General features: G+C 71.5%; 8 protein-coding genes. 3 read left to right on the top strand and 5 right to left on the bottom strand.

The window, feature by feature from the left end:
* Nucleotides 1-3: 3 nt before the first annotated feature.
* Genes Mam01_RS24130 through Mam01_RS24115 form a run of 4 tightly spaced genes read right to left on the bottom strand, consistent with a single transcriptional unit; the run spans nt 4 to nt 4,834 of the window.
* Complete coding sequence (locus Mam01_RS24130) at nt 4-1,632, bottom strand: glycoside hydrolase family 13 protein (protein ID WP_204287491.1); 1,629 nt, start codon at nt 1,630-1,632, stop codon at nt 4-6.
* A gap of 26 nt (nt 1,633-1,658) precedes the next feature.
* Nucleotides 1,659-2,567: a sugar ABC transporter permease gene (locus Mam01_RS24125; protein ID WP_204287490.1), complete on the bottom strand. Its 909-nt coding sequence runs from the start codon at nt 2,565-2,567 to the stop codon at nt 1,659-1,661.
* Nucleotides 2,561-3,523: a carbohydrate ABC transporter permease gene (locus Mam01_RS24120; RefSeq protein ID WP_150934938.1), complete on the bottom strand. Its 963-nt coding sequence runs from the start codon at nt 3,521-3,523 to the stop codon at nt 2,561-2,563. The genes Mam01_RS24125 and Mam01_RS24120 overlap by 7 nt, the downstream gene beginning before the upstream one ends.
* Before the next feature lie 3 nt (nt 3,524-3,526).
* Nucleotides 3,527-4,834 carry an extracellular solute-binding protein gene (locus Mam01_RS24115; protein WP_204287489.1) on the bottom strand — a complete coding sequence of 436 codons (1,308 nt, stop codon included), beginning with the start codon at nt 4,832-4,834 and terminating at the stop codon, nt 3,527-3,529.
* A gap of 313 nt (nt 4,835-5,147) precedes the next feature.
* Here Mam01_RS24115 and Mam01_RS24110 point away from each other — a divergent pair, with 313 nt between their 5' ends.
* Nucleotides 5,148-6,422: an ABC transporter ATP-binding protein gene (locus tag Mam01_RS24110; RefSeq protein ID WP_150934936.1), complete on the top strand. Its 1,275-nt coding sequence runs from the start codon at nt 5,148-5,150 to the stop codon at nt 6,420-6,422.
* A gap of 71 nt (nt 6,423-6,493) precedes the next feature.
* Here Mam01_RS24110 and Mam01_RS24105 read toward each other — a convergent pair whose 3' ends face one another.
* Nucleotides 6,494-7,111, bottom strand: a complete 618-nt coding sequence (locus Mam01_RS24105) for an ACT domain-containing protein (protein ID WP_150934935.1) — start codon at nt 7,109-7,111, stop codon at nt 6,494-6,496.
* 163 nt (nt 7,112-7,274) lie between these two features.
* On the opposite strand from Mam01_RS24105, the gene pulA reads away from it, so the two are divergent.
* Both pulA and Mam01_RS24095 read left to right on the top strand, forming a co-directional pair.
* Nucleotides 7,275-13,070, top strand: a complete 5,796-nt coding sequence (gene pulA / locus Mam01_RS24100; protein ID WP_239101559.1) for a pullulanase-type alpha-1,6-glucosidase — start codon at nt 7,275-7,277, stop codon at nt 13,068-13,070.
* Between the two features lie 133 nt (nt 13,071-13,203).
* Complete coding sequence (locus tag Mam01_RS24095) at nt 13,204-14,694, top strand: sensor histidine kinase (RefSeq protein WP_204287488.1); 1,491 nt, start codon at nt 13,204-13,206, stop codon at nt 14,692-14,694.
* Nucleotides 14,695-14,816 lie beyond the last annotated feature (122 nt).

Raw genomic sequence — 14,816 nt, 5'->3', positions numbered from 1 at the left:
ATTTTAGGCATTGTCCCTGGTCCACCAGGTGGCGGAGTCGGGGGCCAGCCGGATCGCGCCGCCGGAGGTCTTCGGTCCGCCGCTGGCCAGCAGCAGCCCGCCGTACGCCGCGGCGTGGTCGTGCGGGATCTCCACCCACTCGGCCGTCATGTTCAGGACGCAGGCGAAGGTGTCGCCGCGCCGGAACGCGAGGGTGCCGGGCGGGCTGTCGAGCCAGGTCAGCGTGCCGTCGCCCAGCTCCGGGCGCTCCCGCCGGAGGGCGAGGGCGGCCCGGTAGAGGCTGAGCATCGACGCGCCGTCCCTCACCTGGGCCTCCACCGACAGGTCGCGCCAGCCGGCCGGCACCGGGAGCCAGCTCTCCCTGATGCCCGGCGGGCTGAACCCGTACGGCGGCTCGCCCGCGTCGGTCCACGGCAGCGGCACCCGGCAGCCGTCCCGGCCGCTGTCGGGGTCGCGCAGCCGCTGGGGGTCCTGGAGGTACCGCTCCGGCAGGTCGAGAACCTCGGGGAGCCCCAGTTCCTCCCCCTGGTAGACGTAGGCGGAGCCGGGCAGCGCGAGCATGAGCAGCGCCGCCGCCCGTGCCCGGCGCAGGCCGCGCTCGCCGCCGCCGTACCGGGTGACGTGCCGCTTGACGTCGTGGTTGGACAGCACCCAGGTCGCCGGCGCGCCCACCAGCGCCGACGTGCGCACCGACTCGTCGATGACCTCGCGGAAGCGCGCGGCGTCCCACGGGGTCTTGAGGAAGTGGAAGTTGAACGCCTGGTGCAGTTCGTCCGGGCGGACGTAGTTGGCCAGCCGCTCGGGCGAGGGCGCCCAGGCCTCCGCCACGCCGATCCGCTCTCCCTCGTACGAGTCGAGGATGCGCCGCCAGGCCCGGTGGATCTCGTGCACGCCGTCCTGGTCGAAGAACGGCACGACCTGCGCGCCGATCATCTCGGCCTGCCCGGCGGCGCCCACGTCGGGCAGGCCGGGGGCCTTGACCATCCCGTGCGCCACGTCGATCCGGAAGCCGTCCACCCCCAGGTCGAGCCAGAAGCGCAGCACGTCGGCGAACTCCTCGTGCACCTCCGGGTGCTCCCAGTTGAGGTCGGGCTGCTCGGGGGCGAACAGGTGGAGGTACCACTGCCCGTCTCCGACGCGGGTCCAGGCGGGCCCGCCGAAGATCGACTCCCAGTCGTTGGGCGGCAGTTCGCCGGCGACGCCCTTGCCCTCGCGGAAGATGTAGCGCGCCCGCTCGGGGCTGCCCGGCGCGGCCCGCAGCGCCGCCTCGAACCAGGGGTGCCGGTCGGAGGTGTGGTTGGGCACCACGTCCACGATGATCCGCAGGCCGAGCCCGTGGGCGTCGTCGATCAGCGCCCGCGCGTCGGCGAGCGACCCGAAGATCGGGTCGACGTCCCGGTAGTCGGCGACGTCGTAGCCGAAGTCGGCCATCGGCGAGGGATAGAACGGCGTCAGCCAGATCGCGTCCACGCCGAGGTCGGACAGGTACGCCAGGCGGCTGCGCACGCCGAGCAGGTCGCCGACTCCGTCGCCGTTGCCGTCCGCGAAGCTGCGGACGTACACCTGGTAGATCACCGCGTCGCGCCACCACCGGGTGGTGACCGCCGGCGGCGGAACGGCGAGTTCGGTCATGGGGATCCCCCGATTCTCATGGTGGGTCACGCCTTCGTCGCGCCTGCCGTCAGGCCGGTGACGAGGTGACGCTGGACGAGCAGGAAGACGGCGGCCGCCGGGATCGCGATCAGCACCGACGCGGCGGTGAGCAGGCCCCACTCCGCCTTGTGCTGGCCGACGAACTGGCTCAGCCCGACCGCGAGCGTGTACTTGTCGTCGCCCGTCATGAACGCGGTCGCGTACGCGACCTCCGCCCACGCGGTGAGGAACGAGTAGAACGCGGCCACCGCCAGGCCGGGCTTGGCCAGCGGCAGGATCAGCCGCCAGAACGTGCCGAAGGGGGTCAGGCCGTCCACCCGGCCCGCCTCGTCGATCGACACGGGGACCGTGTCGAAGTAGCCCTTCATCATCCACGCGCAGAACGGCACGGTGGAGGTGAGGTACGCGACGACCAGCGACGGGAACTGGTTGATCAGCCCGAGCCCGGCCATCAGGTTGTAGATCGGCACGATGAGGATCGCCACCGGGAACATCTGCGTGATGAGCAGCATCCACATCACCGAGCGGAACCCGGGGAAGCGGAACCGGCTGACCGCGTACCCGGTGGTGGCCGACAGCAGCACGCCGAGCACGGCCGTGATGAGCGACACGATCACGGAGTTGGCGGCCCAGGTCAGGAACCTGGTCTCCCCCAGGACCTGGGCGTAGTTGGCGAGGGTGGGGTGATCGACCGGCGCGACCGAGGCGGTCTCGATGACGGTCCTCGGCTTGAGCGAGGTCAGCACCAGCCACGCGACCGGGAACACCGACACGATGCTCGCGGCGATCAGCGTGAGGTGCAGGGCGACCGACCTGACCGGGGTGCGCCGTTCGCGGCTCCACGTCCCGGCCGGAGCGGGAGCGGGTGCCGGGGCGGTCCCGGTGGCGGGTGCGGGGGCGGCGGGGCTCACCATGCCTCCCCCTGCCGCCGCAGCGCGCGCTTGTAGACGGTGGCGAGGACGACGAGCAGCGCGAGGATCACCAGGCCCCAGGCGGCGGAGCCGGAGTAGTTCCTGATGCCCTCGAACGCCTGGCGGTAGGCGTACGTCACGAGGATCTCCGTGGAGCCGCCCGGTCCTCCCTTGGTCAGCAGGAAGATGACCGGGAACTGGTTGAACGTCCAGATCGTGCCGAGCAGCACGACCGTGCTCGACACCGGGCGCAGGCTCGGCAGCGTGATGTGCCGGAACCGCTGCCAGGGGCTCGCGCCGTCGACCTCGGCCGCCTCGTACAGCTCTCTCGGGATGGACTGCAGGCCGCCGAGCAGCGCGAGCATCATGAACGGCACGCCGAGCCAGACGTTGCAGGCGATCACCGAGACCTTGGCCCAGAACGGGTCGTCGAGCCAGGCGACGCCGGCGAACCCGGCGGCCCGCAGCATGGCGTTGATCACCCCGAACTCGCCGTTCAGCAGGTAGCGCCAGATGAACGCGGACACGAAGGCCGGCACCGCCCAGGGCAGCACGAGCAGCATCCGGTAGAGCGACCTCAGCCGCAGCGGGCGGTTGAGCAGCAGCGCCAGGCCGAGGCCGATGCCCACGTGCAGGGCGACGCACACGACCGTCCACACGATCGTCCAGCCGAGCCGGCCGAGGAACTCGGCCGAGGTGAGGATGGCGGTGTAGTTCCGCAGGCCCACGAACTCGTAGGTGGACGGGATGACGTTCATCCCGATCGTGCGGCCCATGGTGGCCTCGGTCGCGTCGGTCAGCGACAGGTACACGCCGCGGGCGAGGGGATAGCCGACCAGCACCAGCGTCACGATGACGACCGGCGCCGTCATCGCCCAGGCGTACCAGTGACGCGACAGGAGGCGCCGCGCCCCGTTGCGGGGCGCGGCCCTTCTCGTCGCGACGACGTCAGCCGTCATCGCCTACAGGCTCCAGCCCTTGAGGATGCCCTGGTACGCGGTGGCGACGTCCTTGAGCATGGGCTCGGTGGTCGTCTGGCCGCCCGCGAGCTTCTGGTAGCCCTCGACCAGCGGCTGGAACAGCGAGGCGGCCTCGGGGATCCAGGGACGCTCGACGGCCGACTCCATCGGCTTCTGCCACTGGGCGATCTTCGGGTTGGCCGTCGCGTCGGAGGCGCTGTAGGCGGGCTGGCGGGTCGGCAGCAGGCCGAGCTTGCCGGCGATCTTCGCCTGGCTCTCCGCGCTGTCCATGAACTGGACGAAGAGGTAGGACGCGTCGAGGTTCTTCGAACCGGCGTAGACGGTGTAGTCGTGGCCGCCCAGCGGCGCGCCCGCCTTCGCCGAGCCGGCCGGAACCGGGGCGACGCCGAAGTTGTCCGGGTTGTCCTTGAACACCTTTCCACCGAGGTTGTCGGCGTTCGACCACGGACCGTTGAAGATCATCGCGACCTTGCCGTCCTTGAACGCGGTCTCCGCGTTCGTGTAGCTGTCCTGCAGCGCGGGCTTGACGGCGGCGCCGGACGTGATCAGGTCCTCGACGACCTTCACTCCCGCCACGCTCTGCGGGGACGAGATCGTGATCTTCTTGTTCTGGACGTCGACGAAGTCGCCGCCCTCGCCGTAGATGAACGGAAGCAGGAAGTAGGCGTCCACGTTCAGGGCGAGCCCGCCCGCTCCGGTCTTCGACTTGACGTCGAGCGCCGCCTTCTTCAGGTCGGCCATCGTGGCCGGAGGCTGGTCGTAACCCGCCTTCTTCAGCAGCTCCTTGTTGTACAGCAGGCCGAGGGTGTCGGTCACCTGCGGCACGCCGTACGTCTTGCCGTTGTACTTGCCGCTCGCGGCCGGGACCGGCAGGAACTCGTCGGGCTTGTCGACCGCCGGGGTGCCGTCGAGCGGCGCGAGGTAGCCGAGGGAGGCGAACTCCGCGACCCAGCCGACGTCGGTGCGCAGCACGTCGGGGGCACCCGACCCCGACTGCGCGGCGGTCTTGAACTTGTCCCGCGCGTCCGCGAACGGCACGTTGACGTACTCGACCTTGATCTTCGGGTACTTGGCCTCGAAGTCCTTGATGAGTTCCTGGAAGACCGGACCCTCGGTCGTGGCGTCCGAGGTGTCCCACCAGGTGACCGTGCCGGACACCTCGGCGGGAGCGGCGCTCCCGCCCGGCGCCGATCCCGCGTCGCCCGAGTCGTTGCCCGAGTCGTTGCCACAGGCGGTGACCGCCAAAGCCAGCGCCGCGGCGACCACCGCGGACGTGAGGACTCGCCTCATCTGTGTCGCACTCCTTGCTCAGGGGATTTGACCGGAAGGTAACAGGGGGCCCCAGGGGATGAAAGGCCTTACAGAAAGTTTCAGCAATTTCGTTACCTTTGACCCCTCCCGGAGCGCGTCAGGGAGGTCACGGCATAACCCTGACACGCGGCTTTAGCAAGGGGAAAGTTTGGAGTAACGGCAAGTTGCAGGCAGATGCCGGATCTTTCACGACACGTATGGACATGAGTGCCCGCGACGCGATGTACTACCTCATCATTTACATCGGCGGCTGGGGATCCGGGCTCTCCTGCCCGGGAGGAACGAGCTTGGAATGAGCACCGTCGTCCTCGACAACGTGACGAAGATCTACCCGGGGGGGTACCTCGCGGTCGACCGCATGAACCTGCGTGCGGACGAAGGCGAGCTTCTCGTCCTGCTCGGCCCGTCGGGCTGCGGGAAGTCCACGCTGCTGCGCATGATCGCGGGACTGGAGGAGATCACTTCCGGCGACCTGTGGCTGGGCGGGCAGCTCGCGAACCACCTCGCTCCCCGGGACCGGGACGTCGCGATGGTGTTCCAGAACGGCGCCCTCTATCCGCACCGGACGGTGCGCGGCAACCTGTCGTTCCCGCTGGAGATCGCGAAGGCCGACCCCACCGCGGCCAAGCAGCGGGTCGTCGAGCTGTCGCGGGCGCTGCACATCGACGAGACGCTGGACCGGCGTCCGGGCACGCTGTCCGGCGGCCAGCGCCAGCGCGTCGCCATGGGCCGCGCGATCGTGCGCCAGCCCTCGCTCTTTCTCATGGACGAGCCGCTCTCCAACCTCGACGCCGGCATGCGCACCGAGTTGCGCATGGAGATCTCCTCACTGGTCCGCGCGCTCGGGGTCACCACGATCTACGTGACGCACGACCAGGTCGAGGCCCTGACCCTGGCCGACCGCATCGCGATCATGAACAGAGGCGTGCTGCAGGACCTCGGCACCCCCGCGCAGGTCTACAACGACCCGGCGACCGCCTTCACCGCCGCGTTCCTCAACTCCCAGCAGCTCAACCTGCTCGCGGCGACCGTGCGCACCCCGCAGAACAAGTTCATCATGCTCGACTTCGGCCCTCACCAGATCACCATGCCGTGGACCGATCCACGCGCGTACGCCGTCTCCCAGCACACCGGCATGCAGATCATCGTGGGCATCCGGCCGGACGGGCTCGTCCCGGTGCCGGAGAAGACCGAGGGCCCGACCTTCTTCGGCCGGGTCAGGACGCTGGAGTACCACGGTCACGAGTGGCTCGCCTACCTGGAGGCCGGGATTCCCGCCGTCACCGCGCCGGAGCCGCCGGACCGCCGCCAGATGAACGGCACCAACGGCGGCGGCAAGGCGCGGTCGATAGTGCGCCGCCTGCTGAACGGCTCGCAGGCGCCGGAGGAGGAGGAACCGCCGCCGATCTCGACGTCGTCGGGCACGCACCGGCGCGCCGACCTGATCGTCCGGCTGGGCAACCGGCCGGTGTGGCGCGCGGGAGAGCACGGCCGGGTCGCCGTCGACGTCTCCCGCCTCATGCTCTTCACCATGGACGGCAACCGCATCGACCCGCCGCGCCGCTGACGCCGCGGCACCGCCGTCACGCCGCCGCCGGCCCGGCGCGAGGTCCGTAGCGCGCGCCCACGCCGTACGGCTCACACCGTACGGCTGACGCCGCCGGCCAGCACCGAGACGATCCCCGCCAGCCGGACGATCTTGTCGACCTCGGCCCGGTGGAACGCCGGGCCCTGGGAGCGGGCCACCACCAGGTGGACGCCGTCCATCGGCACGCTCACCAGGTGCAGGCCGCCCTCGTCGAACGCCGTGGCGCGCAGCGGGGTCAGCTCGGCCGCGGGCACCGACTCGGGCGCCTGCCAGCTCCCGTGGACGATCGCGCCGCCGGCCGAGTCGACGGCCACCGCCCACTCCGCGCTCACCAGGTCGGCCACCGCGTCCACGAGGGTGACGTACGCGCGGTCGGGGTCGCCGGCCACGTGGCCGAGAAGGTCGTAGTCGAGGCTCGCGCCGGGCACCTCCCGGGTCGGCCACACGCCCTCCACCCGTGTGCCGGGCACCACCCCGATGCGGTCGCGCAGTTCGGCGGGCTCGAACACGCCCGACCAGGAGACGGTGAAGTCGTCCACGGCCCGGCCCGCCTGCCGTTCGAGCACGGTGACCTGGAGAATGTCGGCGCCCATGACCCCGAACGCCCGCGCCACCTGGCCGAGCACCCCCGGCCGGTCGGGGAGCGAGACCCTCAGTCGCAGCAGCATCCCCACCACCTCCTCCTCGATCCGCGCGGGCCGACGCGACACCAACAGTGTCGGACACAGGTTTCACGGCTGTTACGGCGGCGGGTCACGGGACGACTGGAATGTTTCTGGAAATTTCAGCAATTGCTTGCACCATCGTGGGCAGGACAGTAGCTTCCGCGTCATGGTGACCCCCCAGCACCGGCGCGCGCCCGTCGCGGCCCTGACGGCCGCGGCACTCGCCTCGACACTGGCCGCCGCGCTTCTCGCCGCCCCTCCCGCCACCGCCTCAGCCACCGCCTCCGCCACCACCCCCACCGCTCCCGCCGTACCGCCGGACGCCGAACTCGCCCGGGACGCGCTCCGTGTGGATCTGTCCCGGGAGCGGCTCTACTTCGTGATGACCGACCGCTTCGCCAACGGTGACGCCTCCAACGACCGCGGCGGGCTGGCCGGCGACCGGCTGACGACCGGGTTCGATCCCGCGGACAAGGGCTTCTACCAGGGCGGCGACCTCGCCGGGCTGATCTCCAGGCTCGACTACGTCAAGGGGCTCGGCAGCACCGCCATCTGGCTCACGCCGTCGTTCAAAAACCGCCCGGTGCAGGGCGCCGGGGCCGGCGCCAGCGCCGGCTACCACGGCTACTGGATCACCGACTTCACCAGGATCGACCCGCACCTTGGCACCAACGCGCAGATGAAGAGCCTCGTCAAGGAGGCGCACAAGCGCGGCATGAAGGTGTTCTTCGACATCATCACCAACCACACCGCCGACCTCGTGGACTACGCCGAGAAGACGCACGGCTATCGCGGCAAGGCGGCCTATCCCTACGTGGACGCCTCCGGGCGGGTCTTCGACGACCGCGACTACGCCCTGCGCGACGACTTCCCGAAGGTCACCGCGAAGTCCTTCCCGTACACGCCGGTGGTGCGGGAGAAGTCGAAGGTGCCGTCCTGGCTGAACGACCCGACGATGTACCACAACCGGGGCGACTCGACCTTCTCCGGCGAGAGCTCCGAATACGGCGACTTCTCCGGCCTCGACGACCTGTGGACCGAGCGTCCCGAGGTCGTCAGGGGGATGACGGACATCTACCGGACGTGGGTGAAGGAGACCGGGATCGACGGTTTCCGCATCGACACCGCCAAGCAGGTCAACCTGGAGTTCTGGCAACGCTTCGCGCCCGCGCTGCACACGTACGCCGCGAGGCTCGGCAACGACAGGTTCTTCATGTTCGGGGAGGTCTACACCTCCGATCCCGCCGTGGAGAGCCGCTACTCCACCACGGGCACGCTCGACGCCACGCTCGACTTCGGCTTCCAGGAGGCGGCCCGCTCGTACGCGGCCGGCGGCGACGCCGCGGGCCTGAGCCGGCTGTACGCCGCCGACGACTACTTCACCGACGCCGACTCCAACGCCGCGTCGCTGCCGACGTTCCTCGGCAACCACGACATGGGCCGCATCGGCTACTTCCTCAAGCAGGCCGACCCCCAGGCCGGGGACGCCGCCCTGCTCGCCCGCGACCGCCTCGCCCACCAGCTCATGTATCTCACCCGCGGCCAGCCGGTGGTCTACTACGGTGACGAGCAGGGCTTCACCGGCGACGGCGGCGACAAGGACGCCCGGCAGACCATGTTCGCCTCGAAGACCGCCGACTATCTCGACGACGACCTCATCGGCACCACCGCCACCCACGCCGCGGACAACTACGTCACCACCCACCCGCTCTACACCTCGATCGCCGAGCTGGCCCGGCTCCGCGACCGCTATCCCGCGCTGGCGGACGGCGCACAGGTCGAACGGCTGGCCGACGGCGACGTCTACGCGTTCTCCCGGCTCGGCGCCGGGGAGCGGGTCGAGTTCGTGGTGGCGCTCAACAGCGGCACGGCCGCCAGAGCCGTCCAGATCCCCACGTACTCCGCCGTGACCTCCTTCACCCAGGTGTACGGGGGCACGCAGGCGCTCACCAGCGCGGCGGACGGGAGGCTCGCCGTGACCGTGCCGCCGTTGTCGGCCGTCGTCTACCGCGCGGGCAAGGTCCTCGCCGCCCCGGCGGCGGCTCCGCGGATCTCCGTCACACTGCCGGGGACGACGCTGCGCGGAACGGCGGATGACGGCCGCGTGCCGATCTCCGCGGAGGTGCCCGGCGACGGCTTCGCCCAGGTCACGTTCGCCGTGAAGGCCGGGGACGCGCCGTGGCGGGTGCTCGGCACCGACGACGCCCCCACCGGCCGCGTCTACCGGGTCTTCCACGACCTGACCGGCGTGCCGGAGGGCACCCCTCTCACGTACCGCGCCGTGGTCAAGGACGCGGCGGGCAGGTACGCGGGCGCCACGGCGACCGCGACGGCCGGTCCCGAACCCGCCGAGGAGGAGCCGGGCGCGGTGAAGCGCGACCACCTGGTGGTCCACTACCGGCGCGACGGCGGCGACTACGACGGCTGGGGCCTGCACGCCTGGGGAGACATCGACCAGACGGTCGAGTGGGGCTCGCCGGTCGCCTTCGAAGGCGAGGACGCCTTCGGCCGCTTCGCCTGGCTCAAGCTCAAACCGGGCGCCACCGAGGTCGGCCTGATCACGCACCGGGGCGACACCAAGGACCAGGGCGACCGGACGGCCGACCCCAGGCGGACGGGCGAGGTGTGGCTCACCGAGGGGAAGCCCGGGGTGTACGCCTCCCGGGCCGCCGCCCAGGGCTACGCCACGATCCACTACCGCCGCCCGGACGGCGCGTACGACGGCTGGGGCCTGCACCTGTGGGGCGACGGGCTCGCGGACGGCGCGGGCACCGAGTGGGCCACGCCGCGCCCGCCGGACGGCACGGACTCCTTCGGGGCCTTCTGGCGGGTGCCGCTGAAGAACGCGGACGCGCCGCTCGACTACATCGTGCACAAGGGTGACACGAAGGACCCCGGGCCGGACCAGTCGTTCGTCCCCGCCCGGCAGCCCGAGGCGTACGTCAACGCGGGCGAGAACGCGGTCCACGCGAGCGCGGCGGCGGCCCGGCACGTCGCGGTGTTGCACTATCACCGGGCCGACGGCGACTACGACGGCTGGGGCCTGCACTTCTGGGGCGACGCGGCCGGGTCGGTCGAGTGGGGCGACCCCCTGAAACCGGCGGGAAAGGACCTCTTCGGGGTGTACTTCGAGGTGCCGCTCAAGGACGGCGCGAGGTCGATCGGGTGGATCGCCCACAAGGGCGACGTCAAGGACCAGCAGGCCGACCAGTCGCTCGATCTCGCCGTCACCGGCAACGAGGCGTGGAAACTGTCAGGTGTGGACGGATACCTGCTGCCCCAGCCGCCGGCCTCCGGGGCGGACGCCGACCTGTCGAAGGCCACGGCCCAGTGGATCGACCGCGACACCGTGGCCTGGAAGGGCGAGGTCGCGGCGGCGAACCACTACGCGCTGGCCTACTCCCCCACGGGCGACATCGCGTACGAGAAGGGCGATCTCACCGGGGACGTCCATCTCGTCCGGCTGACTCCCGGCACGCTGACGGACGCGCAGAAGGCCGCCTGGCCGCACCTGGCCGCGTACGGCGCGCTGAAGGTGGACCCGCGCGACGCCGGTCTCGTGCGCGACGCGCTGCGCGGCCAGGTGGTGGCGGTCGAGCGCGGACCTTCGGGCGCGCTGCTGACCGCCACCGGCGTGCAGATCCCCGGCGTGCTCGACGACCTCTACGCCGGAGCCGCCAAGACCCCTCTGGGGCCGAGCGGCGGCACGCTGTCGGTGTGGGCGCCGACGGCGCGGAAGGTCGAGCTGGCCCTCTACGACGGCCCGTCGGCCGCCCGCCGGACCGTTCACCCGATGCGCAGGGACGACGCGACCGGCGTGTGGTCGGTCACCGGCCCGTCGTCCTGGCGGGGCAGGTACTACACCTATCTCGTCACCGTCTACGCCCCGGCCGCCGGGAAGATCGTGACGAACGAGGTGACCGACCCCTACAGCCTGTCGGTGTCGGCCGGGTCCGGGCGCAGCCAGATCGTGGACCTGGACGACCGGGCGCTGCGGCCGGACGGCTGGGCGGCGCTGCGCAAGCCCCCGGCGGTGCGGCAGGACCGGGCGTCGATCTACGAGCTGCACGTGCGCGACTTCTCCGCCTCCGACGCCACCGTCCCGGCCGCGGAACGCGGCACGTACAAGGCGTTCACCGAGACGGGCAGCGCGGGGATGACCGAGCTGCGGAGCCTGGCGAAGGACGGGCTGACCCACGTGCACCTGCTGCCGGTCTTCGACTTCGCGACCGTGCCCGACCTCGTGGCCGACCGCGCCGAGCCGGGCTGCGACCTCGCCGCGCTGCCGCCCGACTCCGACCGCCAGCAGGCATGTGTGATGGAGACGGCCGCCAAGGACTCCTTCAACTGGGGATACGACCCCCTGCACTACACCGTGCCGGAGGGGTCGTACGCGACCCACCCCGACCGCCGGATCAGGGAGTTCCGCGAGATGGTCGCGGGGCTGAACGGCGCGGGGCTGCGGGTGGTCATGGACGTGGTCTACAACCACACACACGCCGCCGGGCAGGACCCGGGCAGCGTGCTCGACCGCGTCGTGCCCGGCTACTACCAGCGGCTCATGGACGACGGCACGGTGGCCACCTCCACCTGCTGCGCGAACACCGCGCCGGAGCACGCGATGATGGGCCGCCTCGTGGTCGACTCGATCGTCACCTGGGCGAAGCAGTACAAGGTCGACGGGTTCCGGTTCGACCTGATGGGTCATCACCCCAAGGCGAACATCCTCGCCGTACGGAAGGCGCTCGACGCGCTCACGCCGGGCAGGGACGGCGTGGACGGCAGGTCGATCATCCTGTACGGCGAGGGCTGGGACTTCGGCGAGGTCGCCGGTGGCGCCCGGTTCGAGCAGGCCACGCAGGCCGCCATGGCCGGGACCGGGATCGGCACGTTCAACGACCGGCTGCGCGACGCGGTGCGCGGCGGCACGCCGTTCGACGCCGACCCGGGCGACCAGGGCTTCGGCTCCGGCCTCGCGGACCGGCCCGGCGACCGGCTCGCCCAGTACGAGGACCTGATCAGGCTGGGGCTCGCGGGCAACCTCCGCGACTTCACGTTCACCGGGTCGGCGGGCACGCCGGTGAAGGGCTCGCAGATCGACTACAACGGAAGCCCCGCGGGGTACGCCGCCACGCCGGGCGACGCGGTGTCGTACGTGGACGCGCACGACAACGAGACGCTGTTCGACGCGCTGGCCTACAAGCTGCCGAAGGACACCCCGATGGCCGACCGGGTCAGGATGCAGACGCTGTCGCTGGCCACGGCCCTGCTCGGCCAGGGCACGGCGTTCGTCCACGCCGGCAGCGAACGGCTGCGGTCCAAGTCGCTCGACCGCAACTCCTACGACTCGGGCGACTGGTTCAACCGGCTGCTGTGGGACTGCCGCCAGGGCAACGGCTTCGGGGCCGGCCTGCCCCCCGCGAAGGACAACGAGGTGCACTGGCCGTACGCGCGGCCGCTGCTGGCCGATCCCGCGCTGCGGCCGGACTGCGCGGCGATCGGGGCGGCCCGGGCCGGGTTCGGCGAGCTGCTGCGGATCAGGTACTCCTCCCCCGCGTTCTCGCTGGGCTCGGCGGCGGAGATCGCCCGGCGGGTGACGTTCCCTCCCTCGGGGACGCCCGGAGTGATCGTCATGCGGATCGACGCGGCCGGCGCCGACCCCGCGGTGAAGGCGCTCTACGTGGTCTTCAACGCCACCGGGAAGGCCGCCGCTCCGGCCGTGCCCGGCGTCAGGGGCGCCCGGGTCGCGCTGCACCCGGTGCAGGCGGCGTCGGCCGACCCGGTGGTGCGCCAGGCGGCGGCCGACCCCGCGAGCGGCGTCCTGCGCGTGCCCGCCCGCACGGTCGCGGTCTTCACCGACTCCGGCACCGCGCCCTCCACGAACACCGGGACCTCCACGAACACCGGGACCTCCGCAGAGACCCCGACCTCCACGGACACCGGGACGCCCGCCCCGGCCTGAAGCCCGGAGCCGCATGACCGGGCGCGCAGCCCCGCGCCCGGCTATGCGGCATAAATCCGACTTTGGATAGTTTTGGCGTTCTATTGCCACCGTTGCGAGTTTTTCGCCTAATGACCATGAGTAGCCTCGGGTGATGCTCGTTCCCAAGCACCCCCGCTCGCTCCGGGCCCGGCTGACACTGATCGCCGCCGGGCTCGCGGCGTGCCTGCTGATCCCCATCGCGGTCGTGCTCAACGTGCTCGTACGGCACGCGGTCGCCGAAGGGATCTGGAACGAGAGCCTCGACGCCGCGAGCCGCGTCGCGGCCTCGATCCGCGACGGCACCCTGACCGATCCCGTGCCGACCGGCGGCAACGGCATCGACCTGGTGGAGGTGGTCAGCTCCGACGGCCGCGTGATCGCGGCCAGCGCGGCGGCCAAGGGCGTCCACCGGCTGAGCCCGTTACACCCCGCCGCCGACGGCGACGTGACCCAGACGACCTCCTGCGCCCCCCACGGCCGCGACTGCATCTACGTGACGGTCGTGCGCGTCCTCCCCGGCCCCGGCTCCGACTTCGTCTACGCGGGCCGCGCCGCCCCGGCGATCCTCACCAGCCCCCTGGCCCTGCCGTTACTGGTCCTGCTGGCCCTGCTGCTCGCCGCGCTCTCGGGATGGGCCGCCTGGAAGTCGGCCGGCCGCGTGCTGCGCCCCGTCGAGGCCATCCGCTCGGAGCTCGCGGGGATCAGCGAGAAGAACCCCGGCTCGCGGGTGCCCGAGCCACCCGGCGACGACGAGATCGCCGTCCTCGCCAGGACCGCCAACGACACGCTGGCCCGGCTCGACACCTCGATCCAGCGGCAGCGGCAGTTCGCCGCGGACGCCTCGCACGAACTGCTCACCCCCATCGCCGGGATCCGCGCCCAGCTGGAGAGCGCGCGGCTGCATCCCGAGGACACCCCCGAGGCGGTCCTCGCGGCGCTGCGCGACACCGAGCGCCTGGAGGCGATCGTCTCCGACCTGCTCCTGCTCGCCCGCATCCCCACGGTCCCCGAGACCGCGAGGGAGGATGTCGACCTGTCGCATCTGGTCGTCGCCGAGGTCGACCGGCGGCCGGGGCGGTTGCCGACCCAGCTGCACGAGACGCCGGGGGTGGTGATCAGGGGCATGCGGCGGCACCTCGCCCGGGTGGTGGCCAACCTGCTCGACAACGCCGAGCGGCACGCGCTGACCCTGGTGTCCGTACGGATCGAGCGGGCGGAGGACGAGGCGGTCCTCTGCGTGCGCAACGACGGCGGGTGCATCCCGGAGGCGGACCACGAAAGGATCTTCGAGCGGTTCTACCGGACCGACGCGGCGCGCAGCCGCAGCCGGGGCGGCACCGGGCTCGGCCTCGCCATCGCCCGCGAGGTGGTGGAGGCCCACGGCGGGTCCATCCGGGTGGAGAACGTCGAGGACGGCGTGCGGTTCGTGCTGCGGCTGCCGCTGGCGCCCGATCACCCGGACGACCCGGACCCCGGCGGCCGGGACGCGCCGCCCGGCACCGCGGACACGCGTCACGGCACCGCGGACACGCCTCACGGCACCGCGGACACGCGTCACGGCACCGCGAACGCGCGACCCGGAACCGCGGACACCCAAAGTTAAGACCGGCGCCCCTGCGCGTTCAGCCGCGCAACCCCCAACGGGACAACCTGCTGGCTAGTTTTCTCGGCACCCCGCCCCCCAGAACCTCCGGGGTTCCCGATGTCGCAGGTGAAGGAGTCACT

This window comes from Microbispora amethystogenes, assembly GCF_016863015.1.
In the GTDB taxonomy this organism is placed as follows: Bacteria; Actinomycetota; Actinomycetes; order Streptosporangiales; family Streptosporangiaceae; genus Microbispora; species Microbispora amethystogenes.
This window is presented reverse-complemented; position numbering and strand designations above follow the sequence as displayed.

Bases quoted from the DNA above. Each gene is read 5' to 3' on its own strand.
- Mam01_RS24130 (WP_204287491.1), bottom strand. From the start codon at position 1,632: ATGACCGAACTCGCCGTTCCGCCGCCGGCGGTCACCACCCGGTGGTGG.
- Mam01_RS24125 (WP_204287490.1), bottom strand. From the start codon at position 2,567: ATGGTGAGCCCCGCCGCCCCCGCACCCGCCACCGGGACCGCCCCGGCA.
- Mam01_RS24120 (WP_150934938.1), bottom strand. From the start codon at position 3,523: ATGACGGCTGACGTCGTCGCGACGAGAAGGGCCGCGCCCCGCAACGGG.
- Mam01_RS24115 (WP_204287489.1), bottom strand. From the start codon at position 4,834: ATGAGGCGAGTCCTCACGTCCGCGGTGGTCGCCGCGGCGCTGGCTTTG.
- Mam01_RS24110 (WP_150934936.1), top strand. From the start codon at position 5,148: ATGAGCACCGTCGTCCTCGACAACGTGACGAAGATCTACCCGGGGGGG.
- Mam01_RS24105 (WP_150934935.1), bottom strand. From the start codon at position 7,111: ATGCTGCTGCGACTGAGGGTCTCGCTCCCCGACCGGCCGGGGGTGCTC.
- pulA (WP_239101559.1), top strand. From the start codon at position 7,275: ATGGTGACCCCCCAGCACCGGCGCGCGCCCGTCGCGGCCCTGACGGCC.
- Mam01_RS24095 (WP_204287488.1), top strand. From the start codon at position 13,204: ATGCTCGTTCCCAAGCACCCCCGCTCGCTCCGGGCCCGGCTGACACTG.